Raw genomic sequence first — 21,513 nt, 5'->3', positions numbered from 1 at the left:
GCGTGTGCCGTGCGACGGGCCGTGCGGGAGCCGAAACGCTCCGGCACGGCCCGGCCGTCATTCACATCCAGGCTGTCGAGCCGTCAGGGCGTACCGGCACCTTCCGCTTCCAGCCGACCCAGTCGTCGGTCTTGAGCGCGGCCTCGTCGATCTCGATGCCCCACCCGGGGCGGTCCGGGCGCAGCTCGAGATGGCCATCGACGGGCAGGTAGGGGTCGGGGCACCATGACACGTCGTCCGGCTTGTACTCGAGGATGTCGAAGTTGGTTGTCGCGGCTGCGAAGTGCACGTTCGCCGCGGTGGCGAGCGGGCCGAGCGGGTTGTGCGGGGCGACCGGGACGTAGTGCGCATCGGCGATGGGAGCTGTACAGGCACTCCCCGGTCGCGCTTTTGACAAAATTCCATGCTTGACGGGCCGTCGGACCGGGGCAAGGTGGGTTCAAGCTGGCTCACGGACACTGACCTGCGCGTTCCGCTCCGGGTGCGACTATTCGACGCGCGGCTGCTCGTGCAGGGGCGGCGCTGCCCGCACCGCCGACTCGAGGCGCACTGGCTCAAGGCTCCCGTTCTCCGGCTGGGTCAGGTACTCGACGAGCCGTGGCGGCCGGTAGCCGGGGTCCCCGTCGTAGCGCTCCTTCGCGGTCGTGGCCAGGTACTCACGTCCGTCGGTGCGTCCGTCTTTGTCCGTGGCTTCGCCGATGGGCCGGTGCAGGGGCTTGGCCAGGCGGTAAAGCCCTGTCCGGGAGGCGTGCGGTGGGGCCATCGGATCGGGCACGACCCTGAAGTCGACGCTCTCGCCCGGCATTATCCGGCTGGGGCCCTCGGAGCTGATGACTCCGGGCTGGAACTCCAGGCCGTATTCCCGGGCCCGGTCGACCATCCACAGCAAAGTGATGTCGGACAGGGGTGTCTCGGGGTATCCGCCGCCGATGTCGCAGTGCACACCGGTGAACCACACCTGCTTCAACTCCTGCCCGTCGGCCCCGGGCTGCTGGTGCCAGAGTGTCGGCTCGAACGCCGATCGCTGCTCGTCAATGGCCAGCGCGTGGAATGCGCCGTCGACCCGGGTGCTGAGCTTGGTGTCGTGGAACTCGTACCGGTGGTTCAGCCACCTCACGACGGGTTTGAGCCAGCGGGGCCCGAGGGCCGGGACACCGAGGGCACCGACGGTGTCCCACACCCCGATGAAACGGATCCGAGGGTCGTGTGAGTACGCACGGCGGAACAGGCTGGACGCGACACCGCTCGGCCGGTCGGCCGAGTTGCGGTACAGAGCCCACGCCTCGTCGATCCGGTGGGAGTTCTCCGGGCGCAGGATGCCGCAGTTGCGCACCAGGCCGGCGGCGCTGCGGGCGGTGAACGCACCCCTGCTGAACCCGAAGAAGTACAGGAAGTCGCCGGGTTCGTAGTTGTCGACGAGGAAGCGATAAGCGTCCAGCACATTGCGGGACAGCCCGGCACCGAACGCGCCGCCGCGCAGACGGTCCCACCGGCTGGTGCCCACGCCACGGTGGTAGTAGACGCACTGTCGGTTCCCGGCCGTGTCCTCGTCGGCCACCGCCAGGGCGAGTTTGGTGACGTTGGTCGGGCAGAGTTGCCTGTCTTCGACCTGATCGGCCGTGTTCCAGGTGCCGTCGCAGCACACGATGAGGCGTTTGGGCATGGCAGTCATCCTCCCGTTCATCGGAGGACCTGAGGCAACAGTTACCGCCCTGCCCCGGCGGGGCTGAAGTCGGGGTATGTGGTTCCGTCCATCCGAACCACCAAGTCTAGGGTCGCGCGCCCGGGTTCGTCGGCAGGCGCGCGCCACCCGCTCACAGGGGCAGCTCCGACGTCAGCTTGATCTTCTGCTTGGGGATTTCCGTCTTGACGCTCCGGACGCCCTTGATACGGGTGAGATGGTCGACCTGGAACTGCCGATACGCGTCGAGGTCGGCCGCCCATGGCGCTCAACCTGGCCAAGGCCGGCACACGGCTCGTCGTGTGGAACCGGTCCGCCGAGCGCGCCGAGCCGCTGCGGGACCTCGGGGCGAGTGTGGCGGCCGATGTGGACGAGGTCTTCGCACGCGCCCGCGTCGTGCTCGTCATGCTGCTCAACGAGGAGGTGACGGACACGGTGCTGGGCTCGGTGGAGCCCGACTGCTCACGCGCACTCGCCGCCGACGTCCTCGCCGCGGGCGGGCGGTTCGTCGAAGCCCCCGTGTCCGGGTCGAAGAAGCCTGCCGAGGCCGGCCAACTGGTCACGATGCTCGGCGGCGATCCGGACACGGTGGCCGAGATCCGCCCGCTGTTCGCCCCGATGTGCCGGGAGGCGCTGTTCTGCGGTGCGGTGGGCACCGCGCTCCTGATGTTCCAGGCCGCCGTCGACGCGGGCCCGATGGCCTGCGATGTGACGAGGGTGAAGATCCCGATGCTCATGGAGCGGGATTTCTCGGTGCAGGCTGCGACGTCCGACGCCTTGGCCAGCACCCGCCTCATCGCGAACCAGGCGCGCGCCGCCGGGGTGTCGTCCCCGCTCCTGGACCTGAGCAGCGCCCTCTATGGCGAAAGCGTGCGGCTCGGAAACGGCCGACTCGACATGGTGTCGGTCATCGAGGCCATCGAGGCGTGCACCGACGCGCTCGGCCGGCCGTCCGACGTACGGGCAACGCGCGGACTTCGTCCGCGAGAGTGCCGGCGCGTGTCCCGCCCGGCGCCCGGCCCCCGCCACCCGGCCCGGCTTCGGCGAGCCGGGTGGCGGAGGCACCCGGCGGCTATCCGCCGAAGGACACGGAGAGCTTGCCGTCCGTGGCGAAGGACCACTTCAGCGCGCCGCCGTACGACGAGCACCGGGACCCGTTCGTGCCCGACCAGAACTGGTTCGAGGCGTCGACATCGCCGATGGTGCGGTCTTTGGTCCCGCTGCCACCGCGGCACGACACATTGTCCCGGAACACCGAAGTGCCCCCGTCGAAGGAGAAGTTGCGCTGGGCGTTGTCGATGCCGATGTTGCCCGACACCGACATGTGGCCGGGGTTGCTGTTGTAGGTGAACCCGTGCTTGCCGTTGCGGTAGGCGATGCTGCGCCGGACGACATGGTCGACGGCGATGTCCGAGCCACCGAGCTTGAAGCCGTTGCGGTCGCCGTTGGAGGCCTGCGAGCCGTCCGAGAGGGTGCCGTTGTTCAGGGCGAGGGAGTCCTCGATGGTCACCGGGCCGATGGCGCCGGTGTCCGTCTTGGTGTAGAGGTCCCAGCCGTCGTCGATGTTGTTGTGCGACACGTCGTAGCGGAAGACGTTTCCGGAGCCGACCGTGAGCTTCGCGGCGAAGCCGTCGGCGTCCTCGCCGTCGGAGTCGGCGTTGTCATGCGACTCCGAGCTCAGGATGAGGTTGTTCGCCGGCCACTGGTCGCGCGGGGTGCTGGAGGCGATGCGCGAGATCTGGAGTCCGGTGTCGCGGTTGAAGCGCGTCACCGTGCGTTCGATGACGTTGTTGCTGCCGCCGACGAAGATCCCGTTGTCCCCGGCGCGCTCGACGGCGATGTTGTAGACGTGCCAGAAGGAGCCGTTGACGGCGAGCCCGCGGTTCGCCGGGTCCTCGCTCATGGCCGAGAAGTTCAGTACCGGCTTCTCGCCGGGGTAGGAGGACAGCTTCTTGGGTGCGATCGAGGTGCCGTTGTTGCCCGGTGCGATGGTGACCGTCTGCGAGAAGGTGTAGGTCCCGCCGCGCATGTAGATGGTGCCGCCGGGGGTGATGCGGGTGATCGCCGAGGCGAGCGTCGTCGGAGAGGACTCCGTCCCGGGGGCGCCGGCGCTGCCGTTCGGCGACACGTACAGGTCGCTGCCGGCGAGGGACGCGGCCTGCGAGGCGGACGGCGGGACCACGAGCAGAGCTGCCGACGCGAACACCGCCACGGCCGCGGCGGCGAAGGCGCCGTGTGTGCGGCGGACGCCGGCGGCTGCGGAGACCTTCTGCCGTGGGGCGGGGGATAACCGGGTGTGCTTCATGGCGCTGGGACCTCCTGTTGTGGGGGGCTGCCGTGGGGGCGGCACGCAGCTCATGAGAGCGGTTGCTGATCGCTTCCTGTCCTCATAGAGGCAGGATGGAGCGCATCATTACAGGTGATGGCCATCACGCAAAGGGCAAATTAGCAAGCGCTTGCCAAAGCGTCAACGCCGTCTGCGCCGCTGATCGAGGGTGCTGTTCGGGTACCACTCGCGCGCCACGTCGGGCCACGACGAGGCAAACATGACCTGACGCGCGACGAGCCTTAAACTTGAATTCTTCGTCTTACTGTACGGATCGTCTTTGGGGAGGTAGGTTTGGCGCCATGAACGCATCCCGGAACCCGGCCGCCGCCGAGGAGCTGCGCGGTGCAGGCCTGCGAGTGACCGCTGCCCGTGTCGCGCTGCTCGAAACCGTTCGGGACGGCGACCACCTCGGTGTCGAGGCAATCGCCTCCGGGGTGCGCGATCGCGTGGGTCACATCTCCGTACAAGCTGTGTATGAGGCCCTTCACGCGCTCACCGCGGCGGGGCTCATACGCCGTATCGAGCCGGCCGGCAGCCCGGCCCGGTTCGAGGGACGTGTCGGAGACAACCACCACCACGTCGTATGCCGGTCGTGCGGTGCTGTCGCCGACGTCGACTGCGCGGTCGGGGAGATCCCCTGCCTGACCGCGTCCGATGACCACGGTTTCCTGATCGACGAGGCCGAGGTCATCTACTGGGGCGTGTGCCCCGACTGTTCCACCGCCCGCAGTTCTTGAGCACCATGATCCGCCCAGTCCGGAAGGATTCCCATGTCAGAGAACCATGACGCAATCGTCGCAGACGCGCAGACGGAGGGCGGTGGCGGCTGCCCGGTCGCACACGGGCGCGCCCTGCACCCGACCCAGGGCGGTGGCAACCGCCAGTGGTGGCCGGAGAGGCTCAACCTGAAGATCCTTGCCAAGAACCCCGCGGTGGCGAACCCGCTGGATGAGGACTTCGACTACGCCGAGGCGTTCAAGAGCCTCGACCTCCCGGCCGTGAAACGGGACATCGCCGAGGTGCTGACGGACTCCAAGGACTGGTGGCCGGCCGACTTCGGCAACTACGGCCCCCTCATGATCCGCATGGCCTGGCACAGCGCGGGCACCTACCGCATCAGCGACGGCCGCGGCGGCGCCGGCGCCGGTCAGCAGCGCTTCGCCCCGCTGAACAGCTGGCCGGACAACGGCAACCTCGACAAGGCCCGGCGTCTGCTGTGGCCGGTCAAGAAGAAGTACGGCAAGAGCCTGTCCTGGGCCGACCTCATGATCCTGGCCGGCAACGTCGCCCTGGAGTCCATGGGCTTTACGACCTTCGGCTTCGCCGGCGGCCGCGAGGACGTGTGGGAGTCCGAGGAGGACGTGTACTGGGGTCCCGAGCAGATCTGGCTCGACGACCAGCGTTACACCGGCGACCGTGAGCTGGAGAGCCCGCTCGGCGCGGTCCAGATGGGTCTGATCTACGTCAACCCGGAGGGCCCGAACGGCAACCCGGACCCGATCGCCGCGGCCCGCGACATCCGTGAGACCTTCCGCCGCATGGCGATGAACGACGAGGAGACCGTCGCCCTCATCGCCGGTGGCCACACCTTCGGCAAGACCCACGGCGCCGGCCCGGCGGACAACGTCGGCCCCGAGCCCGAGGCCGCGCCGATCGAGGCGCAGGGCCTCGGCTGGAAGAGCACCTACGGCACCGGCAAGGGCGGCGACGCGATCACGTCCGGCCTGGAGGTCACCTGGACCGCCACGCCGACCCAGTGGAGCAACGGCTTCTTCAAGAACCTGTTCGAGTACGAGTACGAGCTGACCGAGTCCCCGGCCGGCGCCAAGCAGTGGGTGGCCAAGAACGCCGAGGCCATCATCCCGGACGCGCACGACGCGTCGAAGAAGCACCTGCCGACGATGCTCACCACGGACCTCTCGCTCCGGTTCGACCCGGTCTACGAGCAGATCTCGCGCCGCTTCTACGAGAACCCCGACGAATTCGCGGACGCCTTCGCCCGCGCCTGGTACAAGCTGACCCACCGCGACCTGGGCCCGAAGTCGCTGTACCTCGGCCCGGAGGTCCCGGAGGAGACCCTGCTGTGGCAGGACCCGCTGCCGCAGGCCGAGGGCGAGGCCATCGACGCGGCCGACGTCGCGGCGCTCAAGGCCAAGCTGCTCGACTCGGGCCTCACGGTCTCGCAGCTGGTGTCCACCGCGTGGGCGTCGGCCTCGACGTTCCGCACCAGCGACAAGCGCGGCGGTGCCAACGGCGCCCGTATCCGCCTCCAGCCGCAGGCCGGCTGGGAGGTCAACGAGCCCGACCAGCTGGCTCAGGTGCTGCGTGTCCTGGAGGGCATCCAGGCCGAGTTCAACACCGGTGCCAAGAAGGTCTCCCTGGCCGACCTGATCGTCCTCGGCGGTGCCGCCGCCGTGGAGAAGGCCGCCAAGGACGGCGGGTACGACATCGAGGTGCCGTTCACGCCGGGCCGTGTGGACGCCACGGAGGAGCACACCGACGCGGAGTCCTTCGCCGCGCTGGAGCCCACCGCCGACGGCTTCCGCAACTACCTGGGCAAGGGCAACCGCCTGCCGGCCGAGTTCCTGCTGCTCGACCGGGCGAACCTGCTGGGTCTGAGCGCGCCGGAGATGACGGTCCTCGTCGGCGGTCTGCGCGTCCTGGGCGCCAACTACCAGAACTCCTCCTACGGCGTGTTCACCGACGCCCCGGGCAAGCTGAGCAACGACTTCTTCGTCAACCTGCTCGACCTGGGCACGACGTGGTCGTCGGTCTCGGAGGACCAGACGGTCTTCGAGGGCCGCGACGACGCCACCGGCGAGGTCAAGTGGACCGGCACCCGTGCCGACCTCGTCTTCGGCTCGAACTCCGAGCTGCGCGCGCTGGCGGAGGTCTACGCGAGCGATGACGCGAAGGAGAAGTTCGTGAGCGACTTCGCTGCGGCGTGGGCCAAGGTGATGGACCTCGACCGGTTCGACCTCGTCTGAGTCGAGTCCGATCCGGCCTCGTCCGGTTCACATCCCGTTCAGGACGTCCAGGTCGGCCCGCGGCGGCCGACCTGGACGTCCTCATGCCGGCGCCGGCCGAGGCACCCGCTCCGTCCGGCTGAGCGCTCTCAGGACTTCGGCTGGCAGAAGCGGATGCTGTTGCCGAAGGGGTCACGGAGGCCGCAGTCGATTCCGTACGGGCGGTCGGTGGGTTCCTCGGTGAACTCGACGCCCCGGGCCAGCAGCGTCTCGTACGTCTTCCGGCAGTCGTCCGTGCTGAAGAAGAGCGAGCCGGCCGTCGCACCCTTGGTCACCAGATCGCGGACCTGCTGCGCCGTCTCCTCGGACATCGCCGGAGGGCCCGGCTTCTCCAGCAGGATCTGGCGCTCCGGGTGGCCGGGGACGCTGACCGTCAGCCAGCGCATGAAGCCCAGGTCGATGTCCTCGCTGACCTCCAGGTCGAGCTTGCCGACGTAGAAGTCGAGGGCTTCGTCCTGGTCGAGGACGTAGATGGTCGAGTGCGTGATGGCGTTGAACATGTGCCTCACGCTACTCGGCCGACCGGGCGAAAACTTATCCAAAACTGCTCAGGACGACCCCGCCCCGGCCGTCACCGCCGCACTCATCAGCGAACGGCCGACATCCGGCTCGCCATCGCGTGTTCGAGCAAGGTGACGAGAACGAGCTTGCTGGACTCGCGGGAGCGCGCGTCACACATCACCACCGGTACGTGCGCGTCGAGGTCGAGCGCATAGCGGACCTCTTCGACGTCGTAGTCACAGGCTCCGTCGAAGCGGTTGACCGCGACGACGAACGACGTGCCGCGGTGCTCGAAGTAGTCGACGGCGGGGAAGGAGTCCTCGATCCTCCGCGTGTCGGCCAGCACGATGGCCCCGAGCGCGCCGAGGGCCAGCTCGTCCCACATGAACCAGAAGCGGTTCTGCCCGGGCGTACCGAAGAGGTACAGCACCAGGTCCTGGCTGATCGTGATCCGTCCGAAGTCCATGGCCACGGTCGTGGTGGTCTTCCCCTCCACCCCGCTGAGGTCGTCCACGCCCTCGCTCGTCTGTGTGATCACCTCCTCGGTCTGGAGCGGGGAGATCTCGCTGACGGAACCGACCATCGTGGTCTTCCCGGCGCCGAACCCGCCGGCGATCAGGATCTTGACCGCTGTCGGGAGGCCGCCGGCACCGGGATATGGCTCAGAGCCTGCGAATTCCATCGAGTACCGCCTGAAGTACGTGGATTTCCGGGGCCTCCGCCAGCGCGATCGGCGCGCGGGTGTGGATGGCTCCCATGTCGAGTAGGTCTCCGAGCAGGACCTTGGCCACTGTTGCGGGCATGTCCAGCCGAGCGGCAATCTCGGCGACGGAGAGCGGGGTGCCGGTGCACATGCGCAGGATCACGATGTGCTCCGGTTCGAGACCGTGGCGTGCCGTATCGGTGTTCGTGGCGATGATCAGTGTGATCAGGTTGAACTCGTCCCGAGTCGGCCGGGTCCGGCCGCCGGTTCTCGCGAACGAGCGCACGATGGGGCCTGCGTCCACGTCCCACCATGATTCCTCCGGTTCGGACATGGGTCCTCACCTCAGAAGGGCGACGGCGAAACGGCTGCCGCCTGTCGTGGCGCCGCGGCGAGGTATTCACCGACACGCTTGACGATCAGGTTCATCTCATAGGCGACGAGACCGACGTCGATATCGGCCTCACCGAGGATGGCGAGGCAGGCACCTCGTCCCGCACCGGTCACGAACAGAAAACAGCTCTCCAGCTCGACGATGGTCTGCCGCACGGGTCCTCCGCCGAAGCGCCGTCCGACGCCCCCGGCCAGGCTCTGGAAGCCGGAGGCGACGGCTGACATGTGTTCCGCGTCCTCACGGCCGAGATCGCGCGAGTGGGCGATCACCAGCCCGTCGGCCGATAACACGAGGACATGCCTGGTCCGGGGGACCCGCCGGACGAGGTCGTCCAGCATCCAGTGGAGGTCGGTGGCTTGTTTCGGCATCTGTGTCATCGCGGGTCCCACTGCCCTTCTCCGGCCGGCCAGTGCCCGGCCGCATCGTCTTGTCCGCTGCCCCGTTCCTGCTGCTGCTCCGCGTCGGCTCGCCCCCGGTACGACTGGCGCTGGTACATCGTCATCATCCGGCGGGCGTCCTCGGCCGACCGCTCCGCGGGCCCCGCTTCGGGTTCCGTGGCCACGGGATGGAGCAGCTGCGGTTGCATGCTCGCCTGGCGGACACGGCGAGGCAGTTGTCTCGACCTTCGCTGTGGCCGCTCCGGACGCCCCGTGTCCGGGGGGTCGTTGCGTTCGGGTGTGGCGTGGTCGGCCACGTGCGGCTCCTCCCGGCGGGGCGGCGACGTCCCCAGGCGCGGCGCCGCCGTTCCCGCCATCGCCTCGGCGCGGTCGTGGATCGGAATGCCGGTCTCGGTCTCGGTCCCCGCCACCTCCAGGAGTTCCGGCGGCGCCAGCACGATGGCCGAGGTCCCCCCGTACGGGGAGGGGCGAAGGGTGACCTTGATGTTGTGGCGGGCCGCCAGCCGTGCGACGACGAACAGACCGAGGCGCGTGTCCTGGGTGAAGCCCATGACATTGAACTCCGGCGCCGCCGCCAGCAGGCGGTTGGCCTCCTCGCGGACCTCTTCGGCCATGCCGATGCCACGGTCCTCGATCTCGATCCCGAGCCCCTTGGGCACGACCTCGGCATGGATCTGCACACTCGTATGCGGCGGGGCGAACGTCGTCGCGTTCTCGACCAGCTCGGACAGCAGGTGCATGATGTCGCCCGCCACCGGTCCTGCGAGCATGACCTCGGGGATGCCGGCCAGTTTGACCCGGGAGTAGTCCTCGGTCTGCGAGGCCGCACCCCGCAGGATCTCGGCCAGCCGCACCGGCTGACGCCAGCGCCGGGCGGGCATCGCGCCGCCGAGGATGGACAGGTTCTCGGAGTTGCGCCGCATCCGGGTGGCGAGGTGATCCACCCGGAACAGTTCGGCGAGCAGATCGGGATCCTCGCTTCCGCGTTCCAGCATGTCCAGCAGGGCGAGCTGCCGGTGCACCAGCCCCTGGCTGCGCTGCGCGAGGTTGAGGAACACGCGGCTGATGCCCTCGCGTGTTTCGGCCTGCTCGATCGCCGCACGCACGGCGATGCGTTGGGCCGTGGCGAACGCGCCGGCGACCTGCCCGATCTCGTCCGTGCCGTGTCCGATCTCGGGGACGGCCTCGGCGAGCTCGACCTTGTCGCCCTTCTGCAGCCGGGTGATCACTTCGGGCAGTTGTTCATCGGCCAGCCGCAGCGTCGCACCGCGCAGCTCCCGGAGCCGGCGGATCAGCGCCCGTGAGACGAGCACGGAGATCAGCACGGCCAGCGCGATGGCCAGCAGGGCTCCCACACTGGTCAGGATCACCGAGGTCATCAGGGTGTCGACTCGGTCGTTGGCGTATCCGACCGCGAAGTCCACCTGATCCAGGGTGAGCCGCTGCAGGTTTGCCGCCACCTTGAGCATCGAGGTCTGCCAGCGCTCGAAGCCGGTCGGAATCCGGCCGGTCTTCATGGCCGACTGCTCCGCGGCGGCCAGCGCCTTCCACTCGGGCCCGGAGGTGATCGCCCGGTAGCGCTCCGCCTGCGCTCCCCGCAGAGCCGGGGCCACCACCTTCCACTGCTCCTGCTGCACACCGACGAGCCGGTTGAACTGTCGCTGCTCCTCGGCGGACATGCCGTTCGGCGACGACAGCCCCGCGGACAGCACCGCGTTCTGCCTCGCGAGGCCCTCGAGTGCGCGGAACAGAGTCGCGGCGGTCGTGGCTTCGTTGAGCGTCTTGGAGTCGTTGGTCAGGCGGGCTTCCGCCTCGAAGTACGACATGCCGGTGCTAAGGGCGCCGGTGTAGAACGCGTATGCGTCGCCGTAACTCACCTTGCGTGCGTCGATCTGCTGCCGAAATCCGGGCAGCATCGCGAGGCCCTTGCTGATCTGCCCGAAGATCCGCTTGAGGGCGGGCGGGTTGTGCGTGACCACCGGCCCCGCCGCCGTGCGCATCGCCGCGAGCTTCCGGTCGGTGTCCGCGCGCTGCCGCTCGAGCTGCCCCCGGTCCGCTCCGGGCCGAGCCAGGTAGATCATCGACAGCCGGCGCTCCTCCTGAAGCGCCACCATCGCGGTCTCGCTCTTGACCCCCACCGCTTCCACGTCCCGCACGGTCTGCCGCAGGTCGAGCGCCTGGTTGAACCCGTTGACCGTGTAGGTGCCCCACAGCGCGGTCAGAGCCAGGCTCGGGACGAGCACCAGGACGAGGACACGGGTCCGGATCGACCAGGGGGCTCGAAGTCCGCGCGAGGAGAAAGGTGTCCGCCGGGGGGCCGCACGCTGTCTGACCCGGCCCCGTTTGCCGCGTCTTGCGGCGTTCGGCGCGGCCTCGCGCCTTGGCAGGGCGGGTTGCGGGGTTGAATCCGCGTTAGGGGCCGCGTCGGCGGCATGTGGCGAATCGGACAGCAAGTCGTGTTTTCCCTGCTTGGTGGCGGGCCGGAGCACATGCGGTGACACCCCGTGTGACATCGGCGCCCACGGTGCCGGAACCCGGGGCGCCGCTGTCGACGATTCACGAACACAAACTTGTCAATTCCCGCACCAGTGCATCCGACCGCGCACGGATGTCGTCGAGCCCCCGTTGCGGGCGCCGGTCAACGAGGCGGCGGGGCTTCCGCCGCCCTGGATCGGCGGCTCTGCCCGGTCTGGGACCGCCGGTATTCGCTGGGCGTGATGTCGTGGAAGTGGCGGAACATACGCGTGAATACGGTCGGGTTCTCGATGCCGACGGATCGGGCGATCGCGGCGATGGAGCGCTGTCGCTGCCGGGGGTTCGCCAGGTTTCTGCGAGCCTCTTCCATCCGGGTCCGGCGGATGTACCGGGCCGGTGACGTGCCGCTTTCCCGGAAGACAAGCTCGACGTAGCGCACGGACACCCCGAACGCCGCCGCCACCGCCTTCGAGGACAGATCCGGCTCGGCGAGATGGCGCTGTATGAAGTCCTGCATGCGCAGGAGTTGCGCGTGGTGTCCGAGGAGTCCGTTCACCTCCGCCTGGTCGGTGAGCTCGTCGGACCGCAGTACGGAGAACATCAACTCACGTAAGGTGTGGCCGAGTTCCGGCAGTAAGTCCGGCTCGAATCGCGCGCCGCCGGCACAGATCTCCGCGATCGTGGCCCGCAGGACGCGCAGCACCGGGTTCTCGGCGGCGATACGGCGTCCGATGCGTTCCCCGCTGACCGGCATGACCCTTGTCACGTCCGCCCGGGGCAGTGTCAGCACGAGGTGATGGGCGAACTCCTCGGCGCTGAGCTGGAAGGGGGCGGTGCTGTCGAGCAGAACCGCGTCTCCGCGCCGCAGATGGGTCCGCGTGTTTCCGTTGATCGACAAGCTGTTTTCCCGGGCGATCGACAGTAAGTAGAAGTCGTCCTGATTGCCGACGAGCATCCTCGGCGCGCGTACGACCCGCACCGGGTCGGAACCGACGTCGGTCAGGGTGAGGAACCCCAGGTCGAGCTGGCGGGCCCAGCCCGTGTAGGCGCCACCGCGTCCTGTGCCGCCGATCGGGATCGCGTCGAGTTCGACCAGGCAGTCGTGCAGCATTCCACGCCAGGCGTCGACGTCGGGTGACATGCCGGGAGGCAGGCTCATCGCACAGTCCTTCCTTTGTGAGAGGTGAGCGAGCCAGAAATGTACAGACCAGGTGCAGTGAGCGAGCCAGAAATGTACAGACCGGGTGCGCGGATGGTCGGTTCAGGGCGGAGTTGAAAGTTCACCATGTTCTCCGCCGCTCCCTTCCCGGCGTACGGCCGGGGCGGCAGGTGCGGGAAGCCGCACACAGGAGGTGGAGATGCGCAGGGCCGTCATACTCGGGGGCAGCGTCGCGGGGCTGCTGGCCGCCCGGGTGCTCAGTGACCACGCGGACGAGGTGTTCGTCCTCGAACAGGATGACATCGCCCCCTCGGGCGAGTTCTGGGGTGGTCAGGGGCCTCGCCCCGGTGTTCCGCAGGGCACCCAGATGCACGCCTTGCTGGACGCGGGCCGCCGCAAGATCGACCACTGGTTGCCCGGCTTCGCCACCGAACTCGTCGCCGACGGTGCCGCCCTCGCGGACACCGGGACGGATGTGCACAGCTATCTCGAAGGCAGGCTCAAGGTGCTGGTCGGCGGCGTGGAGATGATCAGCGCCACGCGGCCCTTCCTGGAGTCGCACCTGCGCCGCAGGGTGTGGGAACTCGGCAATCTGCGGCTGGTCAACGGTCGGGTGCGTGGGCTGGCCTTCACCGGCGACCGGGTGAGCGGGGTGCGCTACGTGGGCGGGCAACCGGCCGGGGAGGGGGACACGGCCGACGAGGAGGTCCTGGCCGCCGATCTGGTGGTCGACGCGACCGGCCGCGCCAGCCGGATCGGGGCCTGGCTGCGGGAGGGCGGCTGGCCGGAGCCGGAGACACGCCGCATGCGGGTGGACCTCGGCTATGCCACCGCGCTGTTCCGCTCGCCGGAGGGGCCGCACGACGCCACATTGGCACAGTCCCTGTCCACCCTCCCGGACGGCCGACTGCGGCTCGGCACCCTCGGCCGGGTCGAGGGAGACCGGTGGGTCGTCCTGGTGGCCGGGTACGCCGACGACCGCCCGGGGCGGGGGATCGAGGAGTTCCTGCTCCGCTGCAAGGAGGACCCGGCGGCACCGTTTCGCCGACTGGCAGAGGCCGGCGAGCCGATCGGGGAGCCGGTCGCCTACCGGCATCCGGACAATCGACGGCGCGACTTCCACCGGCTGGACCGCTTCCCCGCCGGACTCGTCGCGATCGGTGACACCCTGGCCTCGTTCAACCCCATATACGGGCAGGGCATGTCCTCGGCCGCGATGCACGCCTCGTGCCTGGCGGGCCATCTCGCATCCGGGCGCTCCCTACGGGACCCGGCATGGTCGTACTTCAAGCAGGTCCGGGCCGTCGTGGACGACGCGTGGCAGACGTCCGCCGTCAATGACCTGAAGCTGCCGCACGTCACCGGGCCACGGCCCCGGGGTTTCAAGGTCGCCTCCGTGCTCAGTGACCTCATCGTCCGGGCATCGGTGACCGACCCGGTGGTACACCGACGTTTCCTGGAGGTGGCGCATATGCTCTCCCCGGTGAAGACCCTGATGCGCCCCGGCACGGTGGTGCGGGCCGCGTGGACGGTACGCAAGCAGATGAGGACCGGCAGAACTGTGGTGTGATGGCGTCGTGAGCCGTGCCACAGAGGAGACCAACCGCCGCATGCTTCGGGCGCGGGACGCCATGGACCGCGCCTATGCGCAGCCGCTGGACGTCCCGGCGCTGGCCCGGATCGCCCATGTGTCGGAGGCACACTTCACCCGCACCTTCCGCGCCACGTTCGGCGAGACGCCGCACCGCTATCTGCAGCGCCGCCGGGTCGAGCGTGCGATGTTCCTGCTGCGGGAGAGCGACCGCAGCGTGACGGACATCTGCTTCGACGTCGGCTTCGGCAGCCCGGGGACCTTCAGCCGTACGTTCCGCGACATCGTCGGCCGCTCGCCGAGGGCGTACCGCAAGGAAGCGGCGGCCCTCGACGTGCCGAGCTGCTTCACGAAGGCGTGGATGCGGCCGAGTTCCTGACCGTCCCGGCCGCCCCGGCCGCCCGGGTCAGGTGGCTCGTGCAGGAAGTCCCCGCCTTCGATCGGGAGCCGTCCGGGCAGACGACGTTCTCCCAGCTCGTCGTCGACAGGTCGGCGTCCCGTATGCGCGCGCCGCGGAGGTCCGAGTCGGACAGCGTGGCCCCGCTCAGATCGGCGCCGCTCAGATCCGCCTCGGTGAGGTCGACGTGGGTGAGGGAGGCCGCCCGCAGATCCACATCGGCCAGGTGTGCGCCGCCGAAGCCGACGTCCTCGAGGAGACCCTTGCCGAGCACGGCATCGCTCAGATCGGCGTCGCGCAGGTCGACCTCCGAGAGGGAGGCGGAGCTGAGATCGGCCCCGCGGAGGTCCGCACCGCGCAGGTCGACGTTCTCCAGCGACGCACCGGTCAGCCGGGCCTTGTAGAGGTTGCCGCGGCGCAGATTCGCCTCGGACACGAACCCGGTCAGTGTGGCGCCTTCGAGGTTGACGCAGCGCAGTGTCTTCTGCAACAGCTCGTCACCGGCGACGGTACGGCCGGAGAGGTCCTTGCCCTGGTGGCCGGAACAGCTCCGGCCATGTTTCTCCTCCCCGCAGCCGATGAGGAGGGCAGAGGACAGGGCGGTCACGATGACGCAGGAGAGCGAACGGGGCCAACGCGTGTTCATGGGTCATCCCTGCCGCCGCTTGGTCGCGGAGTGCCGTGCCGTGCCGCAGTGCTGGTGAGGGCGCGGGAGCCGTGACACCCGCGCCTTGCCCAGCGTAGCCGAGCCCTTGGAACGACAGCGGCACTCACCCTGGTCCCCGCGTGTTGCCGCCTTATGCCCTCGCTATCGCCAGGACCGCGTTCTGGCCCCCGAAGCCGAAGGAGTTGGACAGGGCGAGGTCGATGCGGGTGGCGGTCGAAGCCGTGGCGATCTTGATGTCGAGGCGAGGGTCGGGCGTGTGCAGATTGGCGGTGGGCGGCACACATTGGTGTTCGACGGTCAGCACGCTGAATGCCGCTTCCACCGCGCCGGCCGCGCCGAGCAGATGGCCGGTGACGCCCTTGGTCGAGGTCACCAGCGGATCGCCGGTGAGCGCGCGGTGCAGCATACGGCCCTCGGCCAGGTCGTTGAGCGGGGTGGAGGTGCCATGCGCGTTGACGTGCTGGACGTCCCCCGGGCGGGCGCCCGCGTCCGCGAGCGCCGCGTGCAGCGCCGCCTCGATCCCGATGCCGTCGGGGTGCGGCGAGGTCACATGGTGGGCGTCGGCCGTCGCGCCGTAGCCGGCGATCCTGGCCCGTACGCGTGCGCCGCGGGCCGTCGCGTCGGCGACGCGCTCGAGGACCAGTACACCCGCGCCCTCTCCCGCGACGAAGCCGTCGCGGTCGGCGTCGAAGGGCCGGGAGGCGGTGGCCGGGTCGTCGTCGCGTTTGGACAGGGCGCCCATCTTGGCGAATCCGGCCATGACCAGAGGGGTGATCATCGCCTCGCTGCCGCCCGTGATGACGATGTCGCAGCGGTCGAGGGCGAGGAGATCGCGTGCGGTGCCGATGGCGCTCGCGCCCGAGGCACAGGCGGTGGCCACGACCAGATTGGGGCCGGTGGCCCTGAACTCGATGGCGGTCTGCCCGGCGAGCATGTTGGGCAGCTGCATCGGCAGCAGCAGCGGGGACACCCAGCCGGGGCTCTCCTCGATCAGTACCCGGTGCTGTGCCTCCACGGTGCCGGGGCCGCCGTCGGCACACCCGAGGACCACACCGACCCGGCCGCCGTCCCAGGTGGCCGGGTCGAGCCCGGCGTCGGCGACCGCCTCCCGGGCGGCGACCAGGGCGAGCTGCACGAAGCGGTCCAGCCGGTGGGCCCGGCGACCGCCGAGCAGCCGGTCCGGGTCGAAGCCCGGGACACGGCAGGAGATCCGCACCGGGTTGCCGGCGAGTTCCGGGTCATGGGCGGCGGTGGGCCGCCCCTCCAGGGCCGCCTCCCAGCTCGGCCCGACCCCGACTCCCGCCGGCGTGACCAGGCCGAGTCCGGTGACGGCGACATCGTGGCGGCCCATCAGACCTTCGCGCTCCGCTCTTCCATGAGGCGCGCCATGTCGCCGATGGTGTCCACCTCGAGCAGCTCGTCGTCGCTGATGACGATGGAGAACTCCTTGTCCAGGACGAGGGAGAGCTCGACGACGGCCAGCGAGTCGAGCTCGACATCTTCCCTGGTGGCCTCCGGGACGACCTGCTCCGGCGTCACCTTGAGCTTGCTGACCAGGATTTCCTTGAGGGTGTCGAACATGGCTGTGTTCCTTTCGAAGGGTGCGCAGTGGGGGAGTGGCCGTGCCGAGGGGGCGTCAGCCGGGCTTGACCTCCGGCCAGATCACCGTCACCGCGCCCCAGGCGAGTCCGGCGCCGAAGGCGGTGAGCAGCACCCGGTGGCCGGCCGCGAGGCTGCCGTCGGCGGTGGCGTCGGCGAGGAGCAACGGGATCGAGGCGGCGACCGTGTTGCCGTTGTGCGCGATGTTGGAGAGCCGCCGGTCCTCGGGGATGCCGAGATCCTCCGCGACGGTCGCGAGGATGCGCGCGTTGGCCTGGTGGGCGGCGAGCCGGTCGATGTCCGCCAGGTTCCAGCCCGCGGCCCGCACCGCCTGCCGGGACGACTCCGCCATCCATCGCACCGCGTGCCGGTAGGTGTCGCGCCCGGCCATCCGCAGGAACTCGTCGCCGGGCTTCGCCGGCTCGCCCCCGCCGCGCCGCCGGGATCCGCCGCCCGGCACGTGCAGCAGTCCGCCGAGCGAGCCGTCGCTGCCGAGCACGACGCGGCCGACCGCACCGGGCTCGTCCGGCTCACCCGCCCGCAGCACCACGGCCCCTGCCCCGTCGGCGAAGATCACCGCGGTGGCGCGGTCCCGCGGGTCGACGAGGGTGGTGAACGCGTCCGCGGCGATGAGCAGCACGCGGCCGGCCGTGCCCGCCGCGATCAGCCCGGTCGCGGTGGCCAGCCCGTACAGGAATCCGGCGCACACGGCCGAGACGTCGAAGGCCGCGACCGTGCCGAGCCCCAGCCTCCAGGCGACCTCGGGCGCGGTCGCGGGGCAGGCCCGGTCGGGCGTGGCGGTGGCGAGCACCACGGCGTCCACACCATCCGCATGCTCCGGCCCCGCCGACTCCAGCGCCCGCCGGCCCGCCTCGACCGCGAGATCCGAGGTGGCCTGTCCGGGCAGCACCATGTGCCGGGACGAGATGCCGGTACGGGTACGGATCCACTCGTCGGAGGTGTTCAGGCGGGCGGCGAGGTCGTGGTTGGTCACCGGGTTCGGGGGGACGTACGCCCCGAGACCGACGATCACGGACGCGGGCGCGCCGCCGGCCACGGCGACACCCTCCAACGAACCGTTCATGGCTGCGCGTTCTCCTTACGCGTCCGGGCCCGGCCTACGCGCCGCCCGTGACGGCGGCCTCGGGGGTGCCCACGGGGACGTCGCCGCGTATCTCCGTAACGTCGAACAGCCCGGTGATCGCCCAGGCGACCGTCTCTTTGATCACCCGTTCGGCGATGGGGTCGAGAATCCCCTCGAGGCTCGGGATGCCGAAGTCGAAGTCGGCGTCGAAGCGGACGAGTACGTCGTCGCCGCTCTGCGTGATGTGCCACCGGCCGGCGAAGCTGTCGAAGTCGCCGTCGGTCTGTTCGAAGTGGATCTCACCTCGCTCGGGGAAGAACCGCTCCTTCTCGGTCCAGCGCAGCAGCCCGCTGCGGAAGTGCAGCTCCCAGCTCGAACCGCCCTCGTCAGCGGGGAACGCGACGTGCGCGGTGGCGGCCTGCACATGCGGGGCGAGCTGCGGGTATCTCTCCCACTGGACCACGCATCCGAAGACGTGGCCGGCCTTCTCGGAGCGCACTACGGCGTCCAGTTCCACGTGCCGCACGTTCAGTTACCGCCTTCCGGCATGGTGGCCGAGCCGCTGATCAGATCGCAGGTGGCCTTGTCGAAGGATTCGAGGAAGAAGCGCACATCGCCCTCGGTGAGGGTGGCCGGCGGTGTGAAACGCACCACCGAACTGCCGATCATCGAGTGGTTGGCGACGACTCCGTTGTTGAACAGCTCGATCAGCAGCTCGCCGGCCAGCCCCGCCTCGACCAGCTCCACCCCGATCAGCAGGCCCTGCCCGCGTACGTCCACCAGCTGGCCGGGAATGTTGCGGTGGGCGATCTCGGAGATCCGCGAGCGCAGCACCGCGCCGAGGTCCATGGCCCGGGACACCAGCCGCTCCTCCTTGACCGCCCGGATGGCGCCCTGGACGGCGGCCATCAGCAGCGGCTGTCCGGAGAAGGTGGCGGTGTGGACGTAGGGGTCCTTGTCGAACGGGCGGAACGCCTGACGGGTGGCGACCGCCGCGGAGACGGGCAGGACGCCACCGCCGAGGGCCTTGCCGGTGAGCAGGACGTCGGGGACCACGCCCTCGGTGTCGGCACCCCACCACTCGCCGAGCCGGCCGAAGCCGGTCTGCACCTCGTCGAGGATCAGGAAGCCGTCGTATGCGCGGACGAGCTCCTCGACCTGCTTGAGGTAGCCCGTGGGCGGGATGATCACGCCACCCTCGCCCTGGACGGGTTCGAGGATGACGCACACCTCCCCGGGGTGGGCGCGCAACTCCGCCTCCAGCGCCTCCGCGTCGCCGAACGGCAGGTGCCGGACGTCCGGAAGCAGCGGGCGGAACGGAGCCTGGTAGACCTCCTTGGCGGTGGTCGACAGCGCGCCGAGCGTCTTGCCGTGGTAGCCGCCGCGCATGGAGACGGTACGCCTGCGGCCGCCCGCGCGGGCCAGCTTGAGGCCGGTCTCCACGGCCTCGGCGCCGGACAGCGCGAAGTGCACCCGGTCCAGGCCCTCGGGCATGACGGAGACCAGCGCCTCGGCCGCGCGGGCCACGGTGGGCTCCAGCAGGATGCGGGTGGCGGTGGGGTGGGTGTGCAGCTGGCGCTCCACCTCCTCCATGACGATGGGGTGCCGGGCGCCCATGATGAAGACGCCGTAGCCGCCCGCGTTGAGGAACCGCTCGCCGTCGCTGGTGGTCAGCCAGGCCCCGGAGGACTCCACCTCCATATGGCTGCCGAACAGCTCGGCGAGAGTCGCCCGCCCCTTGCTGAGGTGGGCGCGGTACAGGCTGAGGATCTCCTCCTCGGTGTCGACCCGGGCTCCCTGGATCACGGTCACGGGTAACGTCCTCCGGAATGTGCGGTGGTGAATCGGAGCGGTTGGAGCGATGGGGCGGCAAGGCGCGTTCGGCCGCGGGGGCGTCAGGACCCGAAGACCGCCTCACGCGGGCTGGCGTCACGGGCGATGGACACGCCCTGGAGGTGCGAGGTCTTGAGCATCGGGTAGTTGGCCTCGCCGAAGACGCCGCCGGTCAGACCGGTCCCGCCGTGGCTGGGCAGATAGGGCAGGAACCCGATGTGCGAGTCGTTGACCTTCAGCAGGCCGCCGTTGACGACACGCTGTACGAACGCGTCGATGACGTCGTCGGAGCCGGCCCACAGCGAGTTGCGCAGCCCGTACTCGTTGGTGTTGACGAAATCGATGAAGCCGCTCAGGAGTTCGTCGTCGGAGGACGGCTCGGGGACGATGACCGGCAGCAGCGGGAAGAACGTCTCCTGGCGTACGACGTCCAGGCGGCGCGCGCCGGGCAGCCCGTTCACCCGCACCACGGTGGGCTGGAGGAAGACGCCGGTCTCCGAAGGGGTGCCGTCAAGCTCGGTGCGGCTGCCGCCGGTGACCAGCTCCGCGCCGCCCGCCAGGGCCTGCTGGAGCAGCCCGAAGAAGCGCTCGCTGCGGCGGACCGGGGACAGCAGTACGCCCTCCTCCTCGGGATGGCCGGGGCGTACGGTCTTGACCTGCTCCTTGACCGCGGCGATCAGCTCGTCGGCGACGGCGGGGTGCACCAGGACGCAGTTGGGCACCATGCAGATCTGCCCGGAGCCGTAGAACGACTCACAGATCGCCTCGGCGGCGCGCGTGAGGTCCGCGCCCTTCCACACGACGATGCTGTCGTTGCCGGCCAGCTCCAGGATCGGCTTCTTGCCGTGCGCGACGCACCGCTCCTGGAAGGCCAGGCCCTCCTTGCTGCCGCCGATGTAGAAGATGTCGTCGATGAGCGGGCTCTCGATCCACCGGTCCAGCGTCTGCTTCGGGTTGGAGCACACCGCGTTGAGCACACCGGGCGGCGCCCCGACCTCGTCGAGCAGCGGCGCGACGACATCGCGCAGCACCCACATGGTGGACAGGGCGATGGAGCGGGGCGCCCGTACGACGACGGCGTTGCCCGCCATCAGGGCGAGTACCGCGAGGGCGGCGCTGGGAGCGGGGGCGTTCTGCGGCGGGTTGAAGGCGACCACGCCGTCGGGCTGGCGGCGCACGATCAGCCGCCGCCCGGCGTGCTCGAACTCCGTATGCATGCGCTGCCGGTACCAGTCCAGGCTCTCCTCGCTGTAGACCTGGAACAGGCAGCTGAGCTCCCAGCGGGCCAGGCTCACCGGATGGCCCTCGGCGACCAGCATGGCCAGGAACTCGTCCCGGCGGCCCTCCAGTGCCTCCCGGAACAGGGTGCCAAGACGCATCCGGCGCTCCAGCGGGATCGCCGCCCAGCCCGGCGCGGCCGACGCCGCGGCCTCCGTGGCCAGATCGATCGCGGCATCGGACGCGACGGCGCAGCGGCCCACCACATAGGGATGGTCCGCGGCCGTCGATTCGGAATTCCGCTCCAGCTCCCTTTTCAGACTGACGCTCGTGAAGACGTCCTCGAGCAGCGACTGTGCGCTGACGGTGTACACCCAGCCGTCACCCTCGACGTCCTTGCCCGCGATATAGAGCTTGTAGCTGTGCAAGGGGTTCTCACGCATCAAAGGCTTCTCCGA

20 protein-coding genes and 1 pseudogene are annotated in these 21,513 nt (G+C 69.7%); 5 read left to right on the top strand and 16 right to left on the bottom strand.

Going from position 1 to position 21,513, the window contains the following annotated elements:
* Positions 1 to 61: 61 nt before the first annotated feature.
* On the bottom strand, positions 62 to 397 hold the full coding sequence (locus tag ACFZDL_RS10350; RefSeq protein ID WP_353596222.1) for an enolase C-terminal domain-like protein: 336 nt from the start codon (positions 395 to 397) through the stop codon (positions 62 to 64).
* A 90-nt stretch (positions 398 to 487) separates the two neighbouring features.
* Positions 488 to 1,663, bottom strand: a complete 1,176-nt coding sequence (locus tag ACFZDL_RS10345) for a DUF2235 domain-containing protein (RefSeq protein WP_353596223.1) — start codon at positions 1,661 to 1,663, stop codon at positions 488 to 490.
* 279 nt (positions 1,664 to 1,942) lie between these two features.
* Here ACFZDL_RS10345 and ACFZDL_RS10340 point away from each other — a divergent pair.
* Positions 1,943 to 2,305 (top strand): annotated as a pseudogene (locus tag ACFZDL_RS10340) (NAD(P)-dependent oxidoreductase); the annotation flags it as partial.
* 448 nt (positions 2,306 to 2,753) lie between these two features.
* Here the strand turns inward: ACFZDL_RS10340 and ACFZDL_RS10335 are convergent.
* The gene (locus tag ACFZDL_RS10335; RefSeq protein WP_353596224.1) at positions 2,754 to 3,986 is read right to left on the bottom strand and encodes a right-handed parallel beta-helix repeat-containing protein; all 1,233 of its coding nucleotides are present in this window, start codon (positions 3,984 to 3,986) and stop codon (positions 2,754 to 2,756) included.
* A gap of 323 nt (positions 3,987 to 4,309) precedes the next feature.
* Between ACFZDL_RS10335 and ACFZDL_RS10330 the strand changes: the two genes are divergently transcribed.
* Both ACFZDL_RS10330 and katG read left to right on the top strand, forming a co-directional pair.
* Positions 4,310 to 4,747 carry a Fur family transcriptional regulator gene (locus ACFZDL_RS10330; protein WP_353596225.1) on the top strand — a complete coding sequence of 146 codons (438 nt, stop codon included), beginning with the start codon at positions 4,310 to 4,312 and terminating at the stop codon, positions 4,745 to 4,747.
* 33 nt (positions 4,748 to 4,780) lie between these two features.
* Complete coding sequence (katG, locus tag ACFZDL_RS10325; RefSeq protein ID WP_353596226.1) at positions 4,781 to 6,997, top strand: catalase/peroxidase HPI; 2,217 nt, start codon at positions 4,781 to 4,783, stop codon at positions 6,995 to 6,997.
* 128 nt (positions 6,998 to 7,125) lie between these two features.
* On the opposite strand, the gene ACFZDL_RS10320 is transcribed toward katG, so the two are convergent.
* The 6 genes from ACFZDL_RS10320 to ACFZDL_RS10295 form a co-directional block, all read right to left on the bottom strand.
* Positions 7,126 to 7,536, bottom strand: coding sequence for a VOC family protein (locus ACFZDL_RS10320; RefSeq protein ID WP_353596227.1), 411 nt, complete (start codon positions 7,534 to 7,536; stop codon positions 7,126 to 7,128).
* An 86-nt stretch (positions 7,537 to 7,622) separates the two neighbouring features.
* A complete protein-coding gene (locus ACFZDL_RS10315; protein ID WP_353596228.1) occupies positions 7,623 to 8,219 on the bottom strand; it encodes an ATP/GTP-binding protein in 597 nt (198 codons plus the stop codon).
* Positions 8,200 to 8,574 carry a DUF742 domain-containing protein gene (locus tag ACFZDL_RS10310; RefSeq protein ID WP_353596229.1) on the bottom strand — a complete coding sequence of 125 codons (375 nt, stop codon included), beginning with the start codon at positions 8,572 to 8,574 and terminating at the stop codon, positions 8,200 to 8,202. Before ACFZDL_RS10310 ends, ACFZDL_RS10315 begins: the two co-directional genes overlap by 20 nt.
* An 11-nt stretch (positions 8,575 to 8,585) precedes the next feature.
* Positions 8,586 to 8,972: a roadblock/LC7 domain-containing protein gene (locus ACFZDL_RS10305; RefSeq protein ID WP_391190850.1), complete on the bottom strand. Its 387-nt coding sequence runs from the start codon at positions 8,970 to 8,972 to the stop codon at positions 8,586 to 8,588.
* 35 nt (positions 8,973 to 9,007) lie between these two features.
* Complete coding sequence (locus ACFZDL_RS10300; protein ID WP_353596231.1) at positions 9,008 to 11,275, bottom strand: nitrate- and nitrite sensing domain-containing protein; 2,268 nt, start codon at positions 11,273 to 11,275, stop codon at positions 9,008 to 9,010.
* A 395-nt stretch (positions 11,276 to 11,670) separates the two neighbouring features.
* Positions 11,671 to 12,666 carry a helix-turn-helix domain-containing protein gene (locus tag ACFZDL_RS10295; RefSeq protein ID WP_353596232.1) on the bottom strand — a complete coding sequence of 332 codons (996 nt, stop codon included), beginning with the start codon at positions 12,664 to 12,666 and terminating at the stop codon, positions 11,671 to 11,673.
* A gap of 199 nt (positions 12,667 to 12,865) precedes the next feature.
* Between ACFZDL_RS10295 and ACFZDL_RS10290 the strand changes: the two genes are divergently transcribed.
* Positions 12,866 to 14,236: a hypothetical protein gene (locus ACFZDL_RS10290; protein WP_353596233.1), complete on the top strand. Its 1,371-nt coding sequence runs from the start codon at positions 12,866 to 12,868 to the stop codon at positions 14,234 to 14,236.
* Positions 14,237 to 14,243: 7 nt separating this feature from the next.
* Positions 14,244 to 14,636: an AraC family transcriptional regulator gene (locus tag ACFZDL_RS10285; RefSeq protein ID WP_353596234.1), complete on the top strand. Its 393-nt coding sequence runs from the start codon at positions 14,244 to 14,246 to the stop codon at positions 14,634 to 14,636.
* Here ACFZDL_RS10285 and ACFZDL_RS10280 read toward each other — a convergent pair.
* The 7 genes from ACFZDL_RS10280 to ACFZDL_RS10250 form a co-directional block, all read right to left on the bottom strand.
* Positions 14,605 to 15,300 carry a pentapeptide repeat-containing protein gene (locus tag ACFZDL_RS10280; RefSeq protein WP_353596235.1) on the bottom strand — a complete coding sequence of 232 codons (696 nt, stop codon included), beginning with the start codon at positions 15,298 to 15,300 and terminating at the stop codon, positions 14,605 to 14,607. The two genes, ACFZDL_RS10285 and ACFZDL_RS10280, sit on opposite strands and share 32 nt — an antisense overlap.
* 151 nt (positions 15,301 to 15,451) lie before the next feature.
* Positions 15,452 to 16,672: a beta-ketoacyl-[acyl-carrier-protein] synthase family protein gene (locus tag ACFZDL_RS10275; protein WP_353596236.1), complete on the bottom strand. Its 1,221-nt coding sequence runs from the start codon at positions 16,670 to 16,672 to the stop codon at positions 15,452 to 15,454.
* On the bottom strand, positions 16,672 to 16,902 hold the full coding sequence (locus tag ACFZDL_RS10270) for a phosphopantetheine-binding protein (RefSeq protein WP_353596237.1): 231 nt from the start codon (positions 16,900 to 16,902) through the stop codon (positions 16,672 to 16,674). Before ACFZDL_RS10270 ends, ACFZDL_RS10275 begins: the two co-directional genes overlap by 1 nt.
* A 55-nt stretch (positions 16,903 to 16,957) precedes the next feature.
* Positions 16,958 to 18,004: a beta-ketoacyl-ACP synthase III gene (locus tag ACFZDL_RS10265; protein ID WP_353596238.1), complete on the bottom strand. Its 1,047-nt coding sequence runs from the start codon at positions 18,002 to 18,004 to the stop codon at positions 16,958 to 16,960.
* 34 nt (positions 18,005 to 18,038) lie between these two features.
* A complete protein-coding gene (locus tag ACFZDL_RS10260; protein WP_353596239.1) occupies positions 18,039 to 18,530 on the bottom strand; it encodes an SRPBCC family protein in 492 nt (163 codons plus the stop codon).
* A gap of 2 nt (positions 18,531 to 18,532) precedes the next feature.
* Entirely contained in the window at positions 18,533 to 19,816 is a 1,284-nt protein-coding gene (locus ACFZDL_RS10255) for an aspartate aminotransferase family protein (RefSeq protein ID WP_353596240.1), read from the bottom strand.
* Between the two features lie 83 nt (positions 19,817 to 19,899).
* Positions 19,900 to 21,498, bottom strand: a complete 1,599-nt coding sequence (locus ACFZDL_RS10250) for an aldehyde dehydrogenase (protein ID WP_353596241.1) — start codon at positions 21,496 to 21,498, stop codon at positions 19,900 to 19,902.
* Between the last annotated feature and the right edge of the window lie 15 nt (positions 21,499 to 21,513).

The sequence above is a fragment of the Streptomyces sp. NPDC007917 genome, from assembly GCF_042959105.1.
GTDB lineage: Bacteria > Actinomycetota > Actinomycetes > Streptomycetales > Streptomycetaceae > Streptomyces.
The sequence above is the reverse complement of the archived record's forward strand: the minus strand, read 5'-3'. Positions and strand labels throughout refer to the sequence as shown.

Bases quoted from the DNA above. Each gene is read 5' to 3' on its own strand.
- ACFZDL_RS10280 (WP_353596235.1), bottom strand. From the start codon at position 15,300: ATGAACACGCGTTGGCCCCGTTCGCTCTCCTGCGTCATCGTGACCGCC.
- ACFZDL_RS10265 (WP_353596238.1), bottom strand. From the start codon at position 18,004: ATGAACGGTTCGTTGGAGGGTGTCGCCGTGGCCGGCGGCGCGCCCGCG.
- ACFZDL_RS10310 (WP_353596229.1), bottom strand. From the start codon at position 8,574: ATGTCCGAACCGGAGGAATCATGGTGGGACGTGGACGCAGGCCCCATC.
- ACFZDL_RS10305 (WP_391190850.1), bottom strand. From the start codon at position 8,972: ATGCTGGACGACCTCGTCCGGCGGGTCCCCCGGACCAGGCATGTCCTC.
- ACFZDL_RS10320 (WP_353596227.1), bottom strand. From the start codon at position 7,536: ATGTTCAACGCCATCACGCACTCGACCATCTACGTCCTCGACCAGGAC.
- ACFZDL_RS10330 (WP_353596225.1), top strand. From the start codon at position 4,310: ATGAACGCATCCCGGAACCCGGCCGCCGCCGAGGAGCTGCGCGGTGCA.
- ACFZDL_RS10295 (WP_353596232.1), bottom strand. From the start codon at position 12,666: ATGAGCCTGCCTCCCGGCATGTCACCCGACGTCGACGCCTGGCGTGGA.
- katG (WP_353596226.1), top strand. From the start codon at position 4,781: ATGTCAGAGAACCATGACGCAATCGTCGCAGACGCGCAGACGGAGGGC.
- ACFZDL_RS10275 (WP_353596236.1), bottom strand. From the start codon at position 16,672: ATGGGCCGCCACGATGTCGCCGTCACCGGACTCGGCCTGGTCACGCCG.
- ACFZDL_RS10315 (WP_353596228.1), bottom strand. From the start codon at position 8,219: ATGGAATTCGCAGGCTCTGAGCCATATCCCGGTGCCGGCGGCCTCCCG.
- ACFZDL_RS10335 (WP_353596224.1), bottom strand. From the start codon at position 3,986: ATGAAGCACACCCGGTTATCCCCCGCCCCACGGCAGAAGGTCTCCGCA.
- ACFZDL_RS10290 (WP_353596233.1), top strand. From the start codon at position 12,866: ATGCGCAGGGCCGTCATACTCGGGGGCAGCGTCGCGGGGCTGCTGGCC.
- ACFZDL_RS10270 (WP_353596237.1), bottom strand. From the start codon at position 16,902: ATGTTCGACACCCTCAAGGAAATCCTGGTCAGCAAGCTCAAGGTGACG.
- ACFZDL_RS10345 (WP_353596223.1), bottom strand. From the start codon at position 1,663: ATGCCCAAACGCCTCATCGTGTGCTGCGACGGCACCTGGAACACGGCC.
- ACFZDL_RS10250 (WP_353596241.1), bottom strand. From the start codon at position 21,498: ATGCGTGAGAACCCCTTGCACAGCTACAAGCTCTATATCGCGGGCAAG.